The 13109-nt window shown below is 67.1% G+C and carries 13 protein-coding genes; 10 read left to right on the top strand and 3 right to left on the bottom strand.

Translation table 11 applies throughout. From position 1 onward, the window contains the following. Window positions 1–669 precede the first annotated feature (669 nt). From hemA to V6S85_RS01060, 4 genes are all read left to right on the top strand, one after another. Window positions 670–1941 carry a 5-aminolevulinate synthase gene (gene hemA, locus V6S85_RS01075; RefSeq protein WP_334347710.1) on the top strand — a complete coding sequence of 424 codons (1272 nt, stop codon included), beginning with the start codon at window positions 670–672 and terminating at the stop codon, window positions 1939–1941. Window positions 1942–2029: 88 nt separating this feature from the next. Then, window positions 2030–2959, top strand: coding sequence for a hydrogen peroxide-inducible genes activator (locus tag V6S85_RS01070; RefSeq protein WP_334347709.1), 930 nt, complete (start codon window positions 2030–2032; stop codon window positions 2957–2959). Window positions 2960–3090: 131 nt separating this feature from the next. Next, on the top strand, window positions 3091–4656 hold the full coding sequence (locus V6S85_RS01065; protein ID WP_334347708.1) for a catalase: 1566 nt from the start codon (window positions 3091–3093) through the stop codon (window positions 4654–4656). Window positions 4657–4714: 58 nt separating this feature from the next. Beyond that, window positions 4715–5245, top strand: coding sequence for an ankyrin repeat domain-containing protein (locus tag V6S85_RS01060; RefSeq protein WP_334347707.1), 531 nt, complete (start codon window positions 4715–4717; stop codon window positions 5243–5245). 181 nt (window positions 5246–5426) lie between these two features. Here V6S85_RS01060 and V6S85_RS01055 read toward each other — a convergent pair whose 3' ends face one another. Together V6S85_RS01055 and V6S85_RS01050 are read right to left on the bottom strand one after the other, a co-directional pair. Then, on the bottom strand, window positions 5427–6002 hold the full coding sequence (locus V6S85_RS01055; RefSeq protein WP_334348104.1) for a DUF998 domain-containing protein: 576 nt from the start codon (window positions 6000–6002) through the stop codon (window positions 5427–5429). A 318-nt stretch (window positions 6003–6320) separates the two neighbouring features. Beyond that, window positions 6321–7241, bottom strand: coding sequence for a LysR family transcriptional regulator (locus V6S85_RS01050; protein WP_334347706.1), 921 nt, complete (start codon window positions 7239–7241; stop codon window positions 6321–6323). A gap of 127 nt (window positions 7242–7368) precedes the next feature. Between V6S85_RS01050 and V6S85_RS01045 the strand changes: the two genes are divergently transcribed. Next, complete coding sequence (locus tag V6S85_RS01045) at window positions 7369–7923, top strand: hypothetical protein (RefSeq protein ID WP_334347705.1); 555 nt, start codon at window positions 7369–7371, stop codon at window positions 7921–7923. Next, entirely contained in the window at window positions 7920–8900 is a 981-nt protein-coding gene (locus V6S85_RS01040; protein WP_334347704.1) for an NAD(P)H-quinone oxidoreductase, read from the top strand. The genes V6S85_RS01045 and V6S85_RS01040 overlap by 4 nt, the downstream gene beginning before the upstream one ends. Window positions 8901–8958: 58 nt before the next feature. Here the strand turns inward: V6S85_RS01040 and V6S85_RS01035 are convergent, their stop codons facing one another. Next, window positions 8959–9633 carry a GntR family transcriptional regulator gene (locus V6S85_RS01035; protein WP_334348103.1) on the bottom strand — a complete coding sequence of 225 codons (675 nt, stop codon included), beginning with the start codon at window positions 9631–9633 and terminating at the stop codon, window positions 8959–8961. A 144-nt stretch (window positions 9634–9777) separates the two neighbouring features. Here V6S85_RS01035 and ribD point away from each other — a divergent pair, with 144 nt between their 5' ends. From ribD to ribH, 4 genes are read left to right on the top strand one after another with little or no spacing between them, the layout of a single operon-like run. Then, window positions 9778–10779 (top strand): bifunctional diaminohydroxyphosphoribosylaminopyrimidine deaminase/5-amino-6-(5-phosphoribosylamino)uracil reductase RibD, encoded by a 1002-nt coding sequence (ribD, locus tag V6S85_RS01030; protein WP_334347703.1) that lies wholly within the window; start codon window positions 9778–9780, stop codon window positions 10777–10779. Between the two features lie 17 nt (window positions 10780–10796). Then, on the top strand, window positions 10797–11423 hold the full coding sequence (locus tag V6S85_RS01025) for a riboflavin synthase (protein WP_334347702.1): 627 nt from the start codon (window positions 10797–10799) through the stop codon (window positions 11421–11423). Then, window positions 11390–12592 (top strand): 3,4-dihydroxy-2-butanone-4-phosphate synthase, encoded by a 1203-nt coding sequence (gene ribB / locus V6S85_RS01020; RefSeq protein WP_334347701.1) that lies wholly within the window; start codon window positions 11390–11392, stop codon window positions 12590–12592. The genes V6S85_RS01025 and ribB overlap by 34 nt, the downstream gene beginning before the upstream one ends. A 16-nt stretch (window positions 12593–12608) precedes the next feature. Continuing rightward, window positions 12609–13073 carry a 6,7-dimethyl-8-ribityllumazine synthase gene (gene ribH, locus V6S85_RS01015; RefSeq protein WP_334347700.1) on the top strand — a complete coding sequence of 155 codons (465 nt, stop codon included), beginning with the start codon at window positions 12609–12611 and terminating at the stop codon, window positions 13071–13073. Window positions 13074–13109: the final 36 nt, after the last annotated feature.

Genomic DNA, 13109 nt, shown 5'->3' with positions numbered 1-13109 from the left:
CGAGGCTTTACAGGCTATTGGGCAATCGCCTCGTGGAGTTGCGACATGGCGCCACAGCGTCCGATGGGACCGCGGGCGCCACGACCTCCAAGCTCGCCGCCGCCAAGAAATCTTCGGCGCCAACGGCCGATTTCCATCCTTTACATCCCGCCGGCGCAGCTGAACTTAGAGTCGAGATGTTCGGCATCGACATGATGCGCGGCGGCCTCTCACCATCACCATCGCGGGATGATCAGCGCCACCATTCTGGCCTATGTGAGCGTCAACCAGGAGCATCGCCTCGGCTGGCGACCAGTCTTTTGGGCCCGCTCAGCGGCGGTCCCAGAACCGTCCCTGCGGATTTCGCAAAACGGTGGCGATTTCATGCCACGGCGAGACGGTCCCTGGGTCGGGGCGACTCTTCCACCCGGAACTTCGCGCCGCGAGGGCGCCACTTTCCACCTCTGAGACCGCTCCACACTCCGGACATTCAGAGCTGGCGCCTGGCTGGACCTTCGGATTGCGGCGAAGCGCCGCCCTGGCCGCGACCGACATCGTCGGAGCCTTAGAATTTCTCTCGTTCACGCGCTCGCACGAGGTCATATCGAACCGGTCAATCGTTCAAATAGGAACGATCAATTGTATTTATGATGCGCTTTGGCTCAGCTTGCGATCACAAGGAGCCCCTGAATGACCCCCGCCAGCGCGACGCCCGCCCAAGTTGGCGGCGCCTATGACTACGCTTCTAGATTCGCTGACAGCCTTGCCAAACTTCGCGCGGAGCGACGCTACCGCGTGTTTCGCGAAATCAGCCGCGAAGCTGGCGCGTTTCCGTCGGCAGTGTGGAACAGTCCAGACGGCCCGCGCGCCATAACGGTCTGGTGCTCGAACGACTATCTCGGCATGAGCCGGCACCCTTCGGTGATCGACGCCATGGCGTCGACAGCGCGGCGACAGGGCGTGGGCGCGGGCGGCACCCGCAATCTGTCGGGCACGAGCGGCGCCATCGTCGCCTTAGAGCGCGAATTGGCGGATTTGCACCGAAAGGAGGCGGCCCTGGTGTTCACAAGCGGCTATGTCGCCAATCAGACCTGTCTTGCGACCTTAGGAACCCTTCTGCCTGGCGTCGTCTTCCTATCGGACGCGGGCAATCACAATTCCATCATCGAAGGCGTCCGGCGCGCTGGCGGCGCAAAACGCATCTTTCGCCACAACGACTTGGACCATCTGCGCGAGCTCCTGAGCCAAATCCCGCGAGATCGCCCTAAGGTCATCGTCTTCGAGAGCGTCTATTCGATGGAGGGCGATATCGCCCCCATAGAGGCGATCTGCGATCTGGCCGCCGAGCATGGCGCCTTCACCTATCTCGATGAGGTGCACGCCGTAGGCCTGTATGGCCCGCGTGGCGGCGGCGTCGCCGAGCGGGATGGTCAGATGTCGCGTATCGACCTGATCCAGGGGACGCTGGGCAAGGGCTTTGGCGTGGTCGGCGGCTATGTGGCTGGCGCACGCGATGTGGTCGATGCGGTTCGATCACACGCGCCAGGCTTTGTGTTCACGACGGCCCTGCCTCCGGCGCTGTGCGCCGCGGCCGCCGCGTCAGTGAGGACCCTCAAGCTCGACGATCAAGCGCGCCGCGACTTGCACACCCGCGCCGGCCGAACCCGCAGCGCGCTGATCCGGGCCGGACTGCCCGCGTCCCCGGTCGAGTCGCACATCGTGCCGGTCCATGTGGGTGACGCGGCCCTTTGCGCGGCCGCCTCCGAACGCCTGCTGGACAAGCACGGCGTCTATATCCAGCCGGTCAACTACCCCACCGTCTCGCGCGGCTCCGAGCGGCTGCGTATCACGCCCTCACCGGCTCACGATGAGCCGCTTTTGACGCGACTTGTCGAAGCCCTCAACGAGACCTGGGATCATCTGAGCCTGCCCCGGCGCCACCCGCTGGAGCGCGCGGCGTGACCTCTGGCGTTCTACGGGTGGACAGAGGTGCGCCGGACGCGCCGACACCCAGCGCCGTTCGCCGTTATACGCGCCGGGGAACAGGCCGATGAACCTGCCGTCCCTCAAGCAGCTGCAGTATCTTGTCTGCCTGCATGAACACCTGCATTTCGGCCGGGCGGCGGACGCCTGCAACGTCACCCAATCGACCCTCTCGGCCGGCCTCAAGGAGCTGGAGATGGCGCTTGGAGCCAGGCTGGTGGAGCGCACCCGACGTGTGACCGTATTCACACCGCTGGGCGTGCGCGCCGCCGCTCGGGCTCGCGACCTGTTGTGGCGAGCCCGCGAACTGGCCGACCTGGCGCGGGCGACCGGTTCGCCGCTGACGGGCCGACTGAGGCTCAGCGTGATCCCGACCATCGCGCCGTTCCTGCTGCCCCGCATCCTACCGGCGCTGGCCAGGGCCTATCCCGACCTCGACATCCAGGTGCAGGAGGAAATGAGCCAAGCCGGCTGCGAAGCCCTGTCGCGTGGCGGCCGCGACTGCCAGATTCTGGCCCTGCCCTATCCGTGTGGCGAAGTCGATCATGCCGCCCTGTTCGATGATCCGATCGTCGTGGCCTTGCGTGACGATGATCCGCTGGCGCGTCTTGCGATCATCCCGCCGGGGGCGCTGCCGGCCGAGCGCATGCTGTTGCTCGACGATGGCCATTGCCTGCGTGATCATGCGCTCAGCGTCTGCGGCCGCCCGGACCTCGACCACAAGGCCATGCGCGGCGCGAGCATCCACACCCTGATCCAGCTGGTGCATGCCGGCATGGGACTTAGCCTGATCCCCGCCATGGCGCTCGAAGCCGGCGCGGCGGCGCGCACGCGGGTGATCGCCAGGCCCCTGGATGCGCCCGAGGCTAAGCGGGCGATCGTGCTGGCCTGGCGTCGAAATTGTCCGCGCGCCGAGGAATTCGCTCTGCTGGCCAGTAGGATTCGCCAGATCCAGGCGCCTGACAGGGATTCCCGCGCTCTGGAACAGGTCGTCTAGAGGCTTCATCCTCGCCGTCCGGATTGATCGGATTTTCCGATCAGATCGCGAAATTCAATTCGTTTCACCCCTCCCGGCCAAGCTCCTATCGAAGAGGCGACCCGCGATTTCGCAAGCTTCAGGAGGGCGCCATGACTCGCCGAACCATCAAGACTTTCACCGCCCTGGCCATCCTCGCCGTGGCCGCAGCGTCGGGCGCCAACGCACAGACCGACCGTCCGCCCCCGCAAACACAGGACAGCGGCGCCCCGGTCGGCGACAACCAGAACTCCAAGACCGCCGGTGAATGGGGCGGCGTGATGCTGGAGGACTTCCACCTGATCGAAAAGCTCGCCCGCTTCGACCGCGAGCGCATCCCTGAGCGAGTGGTCCACGCTCGCGGCACGGGTGCGCAAGGCGAGTTCGTCTCCAATGGCCAGCTGGACAAATACACCAAGGCCGCCCTGTTCAAGGCCGGCGTCAAGACGCCCGTGTTCGTGCGCTTCTCGACCGTGATTCATCCCAACGGCTCGCCGGAATTCCTGCGCGACCCGCACGGTTTCGCCACCAAGTTCTACACCGGCGAGGGCAATTGGGATCTGGTCGGCAACAACCTGCCGGTCTTCTTCATCCGCGACGCCATGAAATTTCCCGACATGGTGCACTCGCTCAAGCCTTCGCCGGTCACCAACAAACAGGATCCGACCCGGTTCTTCGACTTCTTCAGCCATCAGCCGGAGAGCACCCAGATGATCACCCAGCTCTATACCGATCTGGGCACGCCTCAGAGCTATCGGACGATGGACGGCAATGGCGTACACGCGCTCAAGCTGGTCGATGAAGACGGCAAGACCGTGTTCGCCAAGTTCCACTGGAAGAGCCAGCAAGGTGTCAAAAACTACACGCCCGAGCAGGCCGAGAAGGCCGGGTTCAACTACTTGACGGACGACCTTTACGGCGCGATCCGCAAGGGCGACCTGCCCAAGTGGGACCTCTATGTGAAGATCCTGCGTCCCGAGGACGTCGCCAAGCTGCCCTATAACGCCTTCGACGCGACCAAGGACTGGTACGACATGCCCGAGACCAAGGTCGGGACGATGACCCTGACCAAGGTTCCGGAAAACTTCTTCCAGTCGACCGAGATGTCAGCCTTCTCGCCTGGCGTGATGGTGCCGGGCATCGAACCCTCACCTGATCGCCTGCTGCAGGGCCGGCTGTTCAGCTATGCCGACACCCAGCGCCACCGCCTGGGCCCCAACTATCAGATGCTGCCGATCAACGCCCCCAAGGTCGAGGTCAGGAATGGCGCCCAGGACGGCGCCATGAATTTCACGCCGCGTAAAGGCGACGTGAACTATCAGCCCTCGCGTCGCGACGACGTCAGCGCCTATGTCGACACCCCCGCCTACAAGCTGTCGACCTACGAGATCTCGGGTCAGGTCGAGCAGAAGTCGATCGGCAAGACCGAGCCCTTCGTTCAGGCCGGGATCTTCTGGCGCCGCCTGCCCGAGGATCAGAAGGCCGCCTTGATCCGCAATCTGTCGGGCGATCTGAACGGCGTCACGGTTCCCGAGATCAAGGAGATCATGGTCAGCCATTTCTATGCCGCCGATCCGGAATACGGGACGCGCCTGGCCGCCGCCGCCAAGGTCGATCTGGCCGCTGTGAAGGCCCGCGCCGCCAAGGCCGTCAGCGCCGTCGACGTCGCCAGCAACTAGGCCTGTCCGGGGCCCGATCGACCCCGATCGGGCCCGTCATGTTTGAAAGATGCACCCGATGTTCGTTCCTATCCTGGCGGCGCTCGCGCTGCAGGCCGCGCCCGCGGCGCCCGCGCCAGATTTCCGCGCCAGCTTCTTCGCCGCCGCCCGCGAGGGCCGGGTTGATCTGGTTGTCGCGCTGCTTGACGCGGGCGCTCCGATCAACGCCAAGGACGAGCGCGGCTACACCGCCCTGACCTTGGCCGCCTACAATAGCCGGCCCGAAGTCGTTCGCGCGCTCTTAGCGCGTGGCGCGGACGCCTGTCTGCCCGACGGCCGGGGCAACACCGCCCTTATGGGCGCGGCGTTCAAGGGCGATGACGCCATGGCGGATCTGTTGCTGCGGGAGGCCCCGTGTCCGGTGGACCAGATCAATGGCCAGGGCCAAACGGCGCTGATGATGGCCAGCCTCTTTGGCCGCGGCGCCCAGGTCAAGCTGCTGCTGGACAAGGGTGCGTCGCCGACCAAACAGGACCATTCTGGCGCCACGGCGTTGAGTCTGGCCAAAGCGCAGGGATCAGAAGAGATCGAGCAGTTGCTAAAACGCTAGAGGGTGGCAAGCCGAGCCAAGCGGCAAACTGGCGGCCCACCGAATGTCCACGCTGCCGCGATACAGGATTGGCCAAAGGCTTCATCGCGTCACGAACGGACTCTAGCGCCATGCCAGAATCCAGACCTTCGGGAGGCGGTCCAAAGGCGATGAAATCCTGGCCGACGGTCAGCCCATTCAGCTACACATCGGCGATCATGAGGCCGTTTCGCAGAATGGCGATGCGGCGCAGTTGCCTGGCGGTCGCTATGAGCCAGATCATAAGCAGGGCGACGAAGAGACGGTTTGTCAGGCCATACGGCGCGCCCCGATGCAGGGTCAGGAACTGGGCGATGAACGCCACGAGCAATGCAATCGCCAAGGCCAACCCGACCCACCGATAGCCGCGCCAGTCCTCGCTTTGGTGAAAGCCGACGGTGAATAGCAACGAACACAGGATCATGCTGATCACGTTGACCAGGAAACTGGCGGTGTGAATGTTGCCCGTCATTGTCGTGGCCGCCGTCTCGAGATCGGTCGGAAAGGTCGCCGTCACCAGCAGCCCAAGTGTCGCAACCCACAGGAGCAGCACCGCCGCGCGGCCCGGTAGGGATCTGGGGCCGGCCACGGCCATTCCCAATCCCAGCGTCAGGCAACCCAAGGCCAGCGCCACGAAGGCCGTCGTCATGAGCCAGCCAAAACGCCCAACCGCATAGTCGCTGATCATGTGATCGACGGGAGTGTAGTCCTGCCGAAGACCATGAAGCAGGACAAGCACAATACTGAAATAGCCGAAACAGCCCAAGGCGATCCCGGCCGAACGCCTCGCCCAGGCGAGCTGACGATCTGTTTGAAGACCCTCCTCCCCTCACGCCTCGCCCCGTGCTCGTCCCAGGGTTTTGTGACGCGCTGAATCTAGAGAACACAGGGGCATTGCGGGGAATGCAAGTGCGACCTGCGCGTGCGCACAGGCTTTCGTGATGACGGCTGGCGAGATCCGCGTTCTATCCATTCGTCGTAGTCGTGTCCGGTTTCTGTCAGGGCTGCGCCATTTCCAGACATTGGCTCCTGGCCTGAAACCCAACGCTGAGCGGCGTTACGGCGTCCAGACCGGCGGGGATCCGATGGCGGCCCGCAAGGCGTCGATGAAGGCTCGCAGCTTGGCCGAGGGCTCAGGCAGCGCTCTGAGCAGAAAGATGCCGCTCGGGCGGTCGTTCCAAGGCTCATCATCTAGCTGGAGCCGCGCGAGCTTGCCCTCTCGGACATCCGGCCCCGCCACCCAGCTAGGCAGCAAGGCCACGCCGACGCCCTCCCTCGCGGCGAGCCGCAGCGCCTCGAAGTCGTCGGATCGGAACACCACCTGACCGCAGTTGGGCTGGCCCGCCGCGCCGCCCAGAAGGCTCGTCCAGCCCAAGAGATCGGCTCCGTGCAACTTGTCGAGCAGCCGGTGGCCGCGCAGGTCCTCGACAGAGCCGGGCGCGCCATGTCGCGCTAGATAGTCCGGAGCGGCGACCAGAAGCCGCGTCTGATCGGCCAGCTTGGTGGCGATCAGGCCGCTGTCGGTCAGCTGTCCGATGCGGATGACCGCCTCCAGGCGATCCAGCACCGGGTCGGCCAGGCGCTCGGTCAGGTCCAGCTCAACCGACAGGCCGGGGTGCTGGCGCATGAGGGCGCCGGCCACCGGCAAAACATAGCGCTTGCCGAAGGTGGGAAAGCAGGCGACCCGCAGCACGCCGGCGACCGCGCCGTCGAAGGCGGCGATCTCGGCGTGCACGTCGACAAGATCGTCGATCAGCCGCTGCCCCCGCTCGAACAGCCTCTGGCCAGCGTCGGTCATCGCCAGAGCTCGGGTCGAGCGAACCAGCACCCGGACGCCCAAGCCGTGCTCCAGGGCGTCGATCTGCCGGACGATCGCCGAAGGCGTCACGCCCCGACGCCGCGCCGCCCCGGAAAAACTGCCGGCGCGCACGACATCGACGAAGACGGCCACGAACTCGGCGAACCTTGGATCCTTCATCTTTGCTCCACGGGCAAAACGGTTGCGGGCAATGGCTGCGTTATCACGCGCCGTCCCCGGTCGCATGGTCTGGCTCATCGGACGCGGCGCTTCCGCCCCGCCGAGCCAACAACCAGGAGCAACCGTCATGGTCACTGTCCTCGATCGCATCCTTTCGCAATCGGCCTATAGCCACGAGATCGACGTTCCGATCGAAAAGATCGACATCGCCGACTGGCTGTTCACCCTGCCCGAGGCCGAATACCTGCGCTGCTGCGCGCCCGATCACATCGCGGCGGGCGTGACCACCACCGACGACGGCCGGCGCATGTCGATCAATGTTGAACAGATCGGCTCGGGCCTGGTGGTCCAGCACTACGTGGCCGACGAGGCCGGCCCGACCTATTGTCGGATGAACTCCATCTCCGACGTCTTCACCGCCAACGGCCGCACCCAGGTCAACGTCATCTGGGAGCTGATCGCCGAAGCGATCGACGACAAGCGCACCCGCTACACCAATCGCGTCACTGCCCACCCCACCGACGTGTTCATGGGCTTCCTGGCCGAACATGGTCTGGACTACGACCACGCCGCCGCCGCGCGCCAAGCCGCCGGTGGCGACCATAATCGTCGCGAAACCCCGATGTTCGCCGAGAGCATCGCTCGCCGCGCCCTGGCTCGCGCCGATGAGGCCGTGTCGTGAGAGCCATCGCCTACGACCGCTTCGGCCCGCCGGATGTCCTCCGGCTGGTCGAGGCGCCCGCTCCGGAGCCGCGGGCCACGGACGTTCTGGTCCGCGTCGCCGCCGCCGGCGTCAATCGCGCCGACCTGATGCAGCGCACCGGCTTCTACGGTGACCAGAGCTTTGGCGAGAGCCCGCTGCTGGGCCTGGAGCTCGCCGGCGAAGTCGTCGAGGTCGGGGCCGAGGTCACGGGATTCAGCGTGGGAGACCCGGTGATGGCGATCGTCGGCGGCGGCGCCTATGCGGAGTTCGCCCGTGTCGATCACGGCATGGCCGTCAAGGTCCCGAGCGGCCTTCCGCTAGTCCAGGCGGCCGGGGTCATGGAGGCCTTCGTCACCGCCTGGGAGGCCGTGGCCCATCTGGCCGAAGTCCGCCCAGGACAGCACGTGCTGGTTCATGCCGCGGCCGGCGGCATCGGCTCGGCCGCGGTGCAGATCGCCAGGGCGCTGGGCGCGAGCGTCTACGCCACGGCCTCGGCCGAGCGGGCGGCGGACGTGCGGCGTCTGGGCGCGGCGGCTGTGATCGACTACCGCGCCGCCGACTTCGAGGCCGAGACCCTGCGCCTGACGGGCGGGGCGGGCGTGGACGCGGTGATTGACTTCATCGGCGGCGAGTACCTGGCGCGCAACCTGCGCAGCCTGGCGCCGGGTGGTCGGCTGGTGCAGGTCGGGATTCTCAGCGGTGACGCCGACGCCGCTATCCCGCTAGACCTTTTGCTGCACAACCATCTGCGCCTGATCGGCACCGTCATGAAGTCGCGCACCCTCGACGAGAAGCGCGCCATGGTGGCCCGCTTCGCCGTCGGCGCGCTGCCGCGCCTGGCGAAGGGCGAACTGAGGCCGGTGATCGATACGGTACTGCCGCTGGATCAGGCGGCCGAGGCGCATCGTCGCCTGGAGCGCGGCGGCGGCTTCGGCAAAATCATCCTGGCGCCCTGATACTTAGGCGGCATGCACGCGCCGATTACGGACATTGGCTCATGCCCAAAAAGCGGACCTAGCCACGGGCGGCGCTGGGCGGCTCGCCAATCAACAAGGCGCAGGTGGCTTCGGCCGCGATCGGATCGCCCTCGGCGATGGCCTGGGCCATGGCCCGATGCAGCATCACGTCCTTCAACTGGTCTTCCGGCGACTGCTTTTCCATCTGCCAGATCCAGAACCGGGTCGCGACGTTTTGCAGAGCGATGACGAACCGGGCCAGGGTCGGGTTGTGGGTGGCGAAGGCCACCGCGCGGTGAAAGGCATGATCCATCGCCAGCATCGCCCGAAGGTCGCCGGCCGCGATCGACGCCTCGGCATTATCGAAGGCGCCCGTAATGGCCGCCAAATCCTCAGGGCGATGGTTGCGGGCCGCCAGGGCCGCCGTACGACCTTCCAACATGCGACGCACCTCGAAGGCGTGCTCGATCTCGGCAATGTCCAGCGGCGCGACAATGGTGCCGACGCGGGGCCGGCGCACCACCAGTCCCTCGAGGGCCAGCCGTCCCAGCGCGTCGCGGATTCCGGCGACGCCGCCAGCGTAGCGCGCGGCCAGCGTCTTCTCCTCCAGCACCCGCATGGGCGGCAGCTCGCCTAGGATGATGTCCATCAAGATCGCTTCGTAGAGCCGCGCCTTCTGCAGGCCCGGCGCCCAGTCGCCATGTGGCTCGACACTGTTGAGAGGGCCCTTCATGGCCGACACGGGTTGGCGGAGTTCATCGTCAAGCTCGTAGGCGCAAAAGCGTCCGAGGTCATTTCTCTCCGCACCTAACATGTAAGAGTTTCGAAAAGGGATGCGCGCTTGGCCGCGCCGCGGCGTCGGCCCTAAGTCGCGGCCATGACGACACGTCGCTTCCTTCCCCCCGACCGCGTGGCGGAGGCCTTCCGACAGGCTCTGGCCGCCGCAGAGGCCTTCGCCGGGGCCACCGCGCCCAATCCGCCGGTCGGCTGCGTGGCGCTGGACGCGACCGGCGCGATCCTGGCCTTGGCCGCTCACCAGCGGGCCGGCGGTGACCATGCCGAAGCCGCCGTGCTGGCGGCCTGCCGAGGGCTGGATTGCTTCGACAGGATCGACACGCTGGTCGTTACCCTGGAGCCCTGCACCCATCATGGCCGCACACCGCCCTGTGCCGAGGCTGTGTTAGCCAGTCCAGCCAAGAGGCTTTGGATTGGGATCCGCGATCCCAATCCGGCGGCGGCCGGCGGCGCGGAACGCCTTGCGCGCGCTGGCCGGGACGTGGCCTTCATCCACGACCTGGACCACCCGGACGCCAGCGGCCTGGCGCGCCAGGCCGCGCGCCTGATCGCCCCGTTCGCCACCCGGTCCGCGCGGGGCCGTCCTTGGCTGACCCTCAAACAGGCCCTGACCGTCGATGGCGGGATGATCCCGCCGCCGGGCGCCAAGACCTTCACCTCGGCGGACTCCCTGACCCTGGCCCATGGCCTGCGGCGACGCGCCGACGCCGTCATCACCGGTTCGGGGACCATCCTGGCCGACGCCCCGCTGTTCACCGTGCGCCGGGTCGCCGATCCGCGCCGCGCGCCGCGTCGCCTGGCCATCCTGGACCGACGCGGGCGGACGCCGGCCGCCTATCTGGAGGCGGCCCGGGCGCGGAACTTCGAGGTCAGCCTCCATCACGACATCCCGGCCCTGCTGGCCGAGTTGGCCGCCGCCGGCGCGCTGGAAGCCTTGGTCGAATGCGGCCCGACCCTGATGGAAACCTTCCTGGCGGCCGACCTCTGGGACGAGCGCGTGATCGTCCGCCAGGACCCAGATCCGGGCGAACCCGACAGGATCGAGATCCTCACCCGCCCGCCGCCCGTCCATTTGGCCGCCTGAGCCCCCAAGGAGATCCGATGTTTTCCGGAATTGTCGAACGAATCGGCCAGATCGCCGTCGTCTCGCCCGAGGGCGACGGCGCCCGGCGGCTATCGATCGCCACGGGCTTTACCGACCTCGAACTGGGCGAGAGCGTCGCCGTCAACGGCGTCTGCCTGACCGTCGTCCGGTGCAACGACGAAGGCCAGGCCGACTTCTTCGTCAGCCCAGAGACCCTGGCGCGCACCAACCTGGCGACCGCCGCCCCCGGAACCCGCCTCAACCTCGAACGCTCGGTGACCCTGGCCACTCGCCTCTCCGGCCACCTGGTCCAGGGACATGTCGATGGCGAGGCGCGACTGGCCGAGGTGATCGACGACGGCGGCTCGTGGCGGGTGCGCCTGACCCTGCCGGCGGCGTTGCGGGGTTTCTGCGTCGAGAAGGGTTCGATCGCTCTCAATGGGGTCAGCCTGACCCTGAACAGTGTCGAGCCGCCGGACGCCCAGGGCCGGTTCGCCGTCGGCGTCACCCTGATCCCCTACACCTGGGCCCACACCAACCTTCAGCACGCCGCGATCGGCGATCCGATCAATGTCGAGGTCGACGTTCTGGCCAAGTATGTGGAGCGGCTATGTCACGCCTATCTGACGCCATCGAACGCCTGAAGGCCGGCGGCATGATCATCCTCGTCGACGACGAGGACCGCGAGAACGAAGGCGACCTGGTGATGGCCGCCCAATTCGCCGACGGCCCGGCGATCGCCTTCATGGCCCGGCAAGCCAGCGGCCTGATCTGCCTGACCCTCGAGGGCGAAGCGGTCGATCGCCTGGGCCTGCCGCCGATGGTCGCCGACAACCGCACCAGCCGGCAAACGGCCTTCACCGTCTCGATCGAGGCGGCGAGGGGCGTCGACACCGGCATCTCGGCCTTCGACCGGGCGCGGACCATCGCGGCGGCGACCGCCCCAGGAGCCACGACCGCCGATCTCGTTTCGCCGGGCCATGTCTTCCCGCTCCGCGCCGTTCCCGGTGGGGTCCTGGCCCGCGCCGGCCATACCGAGGCCTCGGTCGACCTGATGAAGCTGGCGGGACTGAACCCTGCCGGCGTCATCTGCGAGATCATGAACGATGACGGGACCATGGCCCGCGGACCGGAGCTGGAAACCTTCTCCCGTCTGCACGACATCCCGATCCTGACCATCGCCGAGCTGGCGGCCCATCGGATGGCGACCGAGACCCTGGTCGACGAGGTCGCCGCCGCCCGGCTGCCGTCCGACCACGGCGCCGGAGCGTTCGAGGTTCGCGCCTTCCGCGACCGCGTCGATGGGATCGAGCACCTGGCCCTGGTCAAGGGGCCCCTGTCCGGCGCCCCCCTGGTCCGGGTCCATTCCGAATGCCTGACCGGCGACGCCCTCGGCTCGCAACGGTGCGACTGCGGCGCGCAACTGCGGGCGGCACTGAAGCAGATCGGCGACGGCGACAACGGCGTGCTGCTGTATCTGCGAGGTCACGAGGGACGAGGCGTGGGCCTGGCCAACAAGATCCGCGCCTACGCTCTGCAGGACGACGGGTTGGACACCGTCGAGGCCAACCACGCCCTGGGCTTCGCCGACGACCTGCGCGACTACGGCGTCGCCGCCCAGATCCTGAAAGCCCTGGGCGTGGAGCGCGTCCGCCTGCTCAGCAACAATCCCCGCAAGGCTGCTGGCCTGCGCGCCAACGGCGTGGCGGTGAGCGAGGAACTGCCGCTGGTCGTGCCGTCCAACCCGCACAACGCCGCCTATCTCGACACCAAGCGCGACAAGCTGGGCCACGGCCTGGCCCGCGCCTCCTGACCCGCTCGGAGTTCCGATGACCGCTTCCCCGCCCGCCCCGCGCATCGCCATCGTCGTCAGCGGCTTCAATCCCGAGGTCACCGGCGGCCTGCTGAAGGGCGCCCTGGCCCAGTTGGCCGACCACGGCGCGCCCGTCACGCCGGACGACGTCATCGACGCGCCCGGAGCCTTCGAGCTGCCCCTGATCGCCCAGGCCCTGGCCCGCACCGGCCGCTATGACGGGGTGGTCTGCCTGGGCTGCGTGATCAAGGGCGACACCGCCCATTTCGAGTTCATCAGCCTGGGCGCCAGCCTGGGCCTGATGATGGCGGGCCTGACGACCCAGACCCCCATCACCTTCGGCGTGCTGACCACCTATACCGACGAACAGGCGCTGGTCCGCAGCCGCGACGACACCGAGAACAAGGGCCGTGAAGCCAGCGCCGCCTGCTATGCAGCGGTCGATACGCTGAGACGGATTCGCTTGGAGACCGCCGCCTAGCGCCAATAGCAGACTCTGGGACCTCGCCGAGAACCC

Source organism: Caulobacter sp. CCNWLW153 (assembly GCF_036889365.1).
Classification (GTDB): Bacteria; Pseudomonadota; Alphaproteobacteria; order Caulobacterales; family Caulobacteraceae; genus Caulobacter; species Caulobacter radicis.
This window is presented reverse-complemented; position numbering and strand designations above follow the sequence as displayed.

Excerpts from the sequence above, each read along its gene's own strand:
- hemA (WP_334347710.1), top strand. The coding sequence starts at position 670 with ATGACCCCCGCCAGCGCGACGCCCGCCCAAGTTGGCGGCGCCTATGAC.
- V6S85_RS01070 (WP_334347709.1), top strand. The coding sequence starts at position 2,030 with ATGAACCTGCCGTCCCTCAAGCAGCTGCAGTATCTTGTCTGCCTGCAT.
- V6S85_RS01065 (WP_334347708.1), top strand. The coding sequence starts at position 3,091 with ATGACTCGCCGAACCATCAAGACTTTCACCGCCCTGGCCATCCTCGCC.
- V6S85_RS01060 (WP_334347707.1), top strand. The coding sequence starts at position 4,715 with ATGTTCGTTCCTATCCTGGCGGCGCTCGCGCTGCAGGCCGCGCCCGCG.
- V6S85_RS01050 (WP_334347706.1), bottom strand. The coding sequence starts at position 7,241 with ATGAAGGATCCAAGGTTCGCCGAGTTCGTGGCCGTCTTCGTCGATGTC.
- V6S85_RS01045 (WP_334347705.1), top strand. The coding sequence starts at position 7,369 with ATGGTCACTGTCCTCGATCGCATCCTTTCGCAATCGGCCTATAGCCAC.
- V6S85_RS01035 (WP_334348103.1), bottom strand. The coding sequence starts at position 9,633 with ATGAAGGGCCCTCTCAACAGTGTCGAGCCACATGGCGACTGGGCGCCG.
- ribD (WP_334347703.1), top strand. The coding sequence starts at position 9,778 with ATGACGACACGTCGCTTCCTTCCCCCCGACCGCGTGGCGGAGGCCTTC.
- V6S85_RS01025 (WP_334347702.1), top strand. The coding sequence starts at position 10,797 with ATGTTTTCCGGAATTGTCGAACGAATCGGCCAGATCGCCGTCGTCTCG.
- ribB (WP_334347701.1), top strand. The coding sequence starts at position 11,390 with ATGTCACGCCTATCTGACGCCATCGAACGCCTGAAGGCCGGCGGCATG.
- ribH (WP_334347700.1), top strand. The coding sequence starts at position 12,609 with ATGACCGCTTCCCCGCCCGCCCCGCGCATCGCCATCGTCGTCAGCGGC.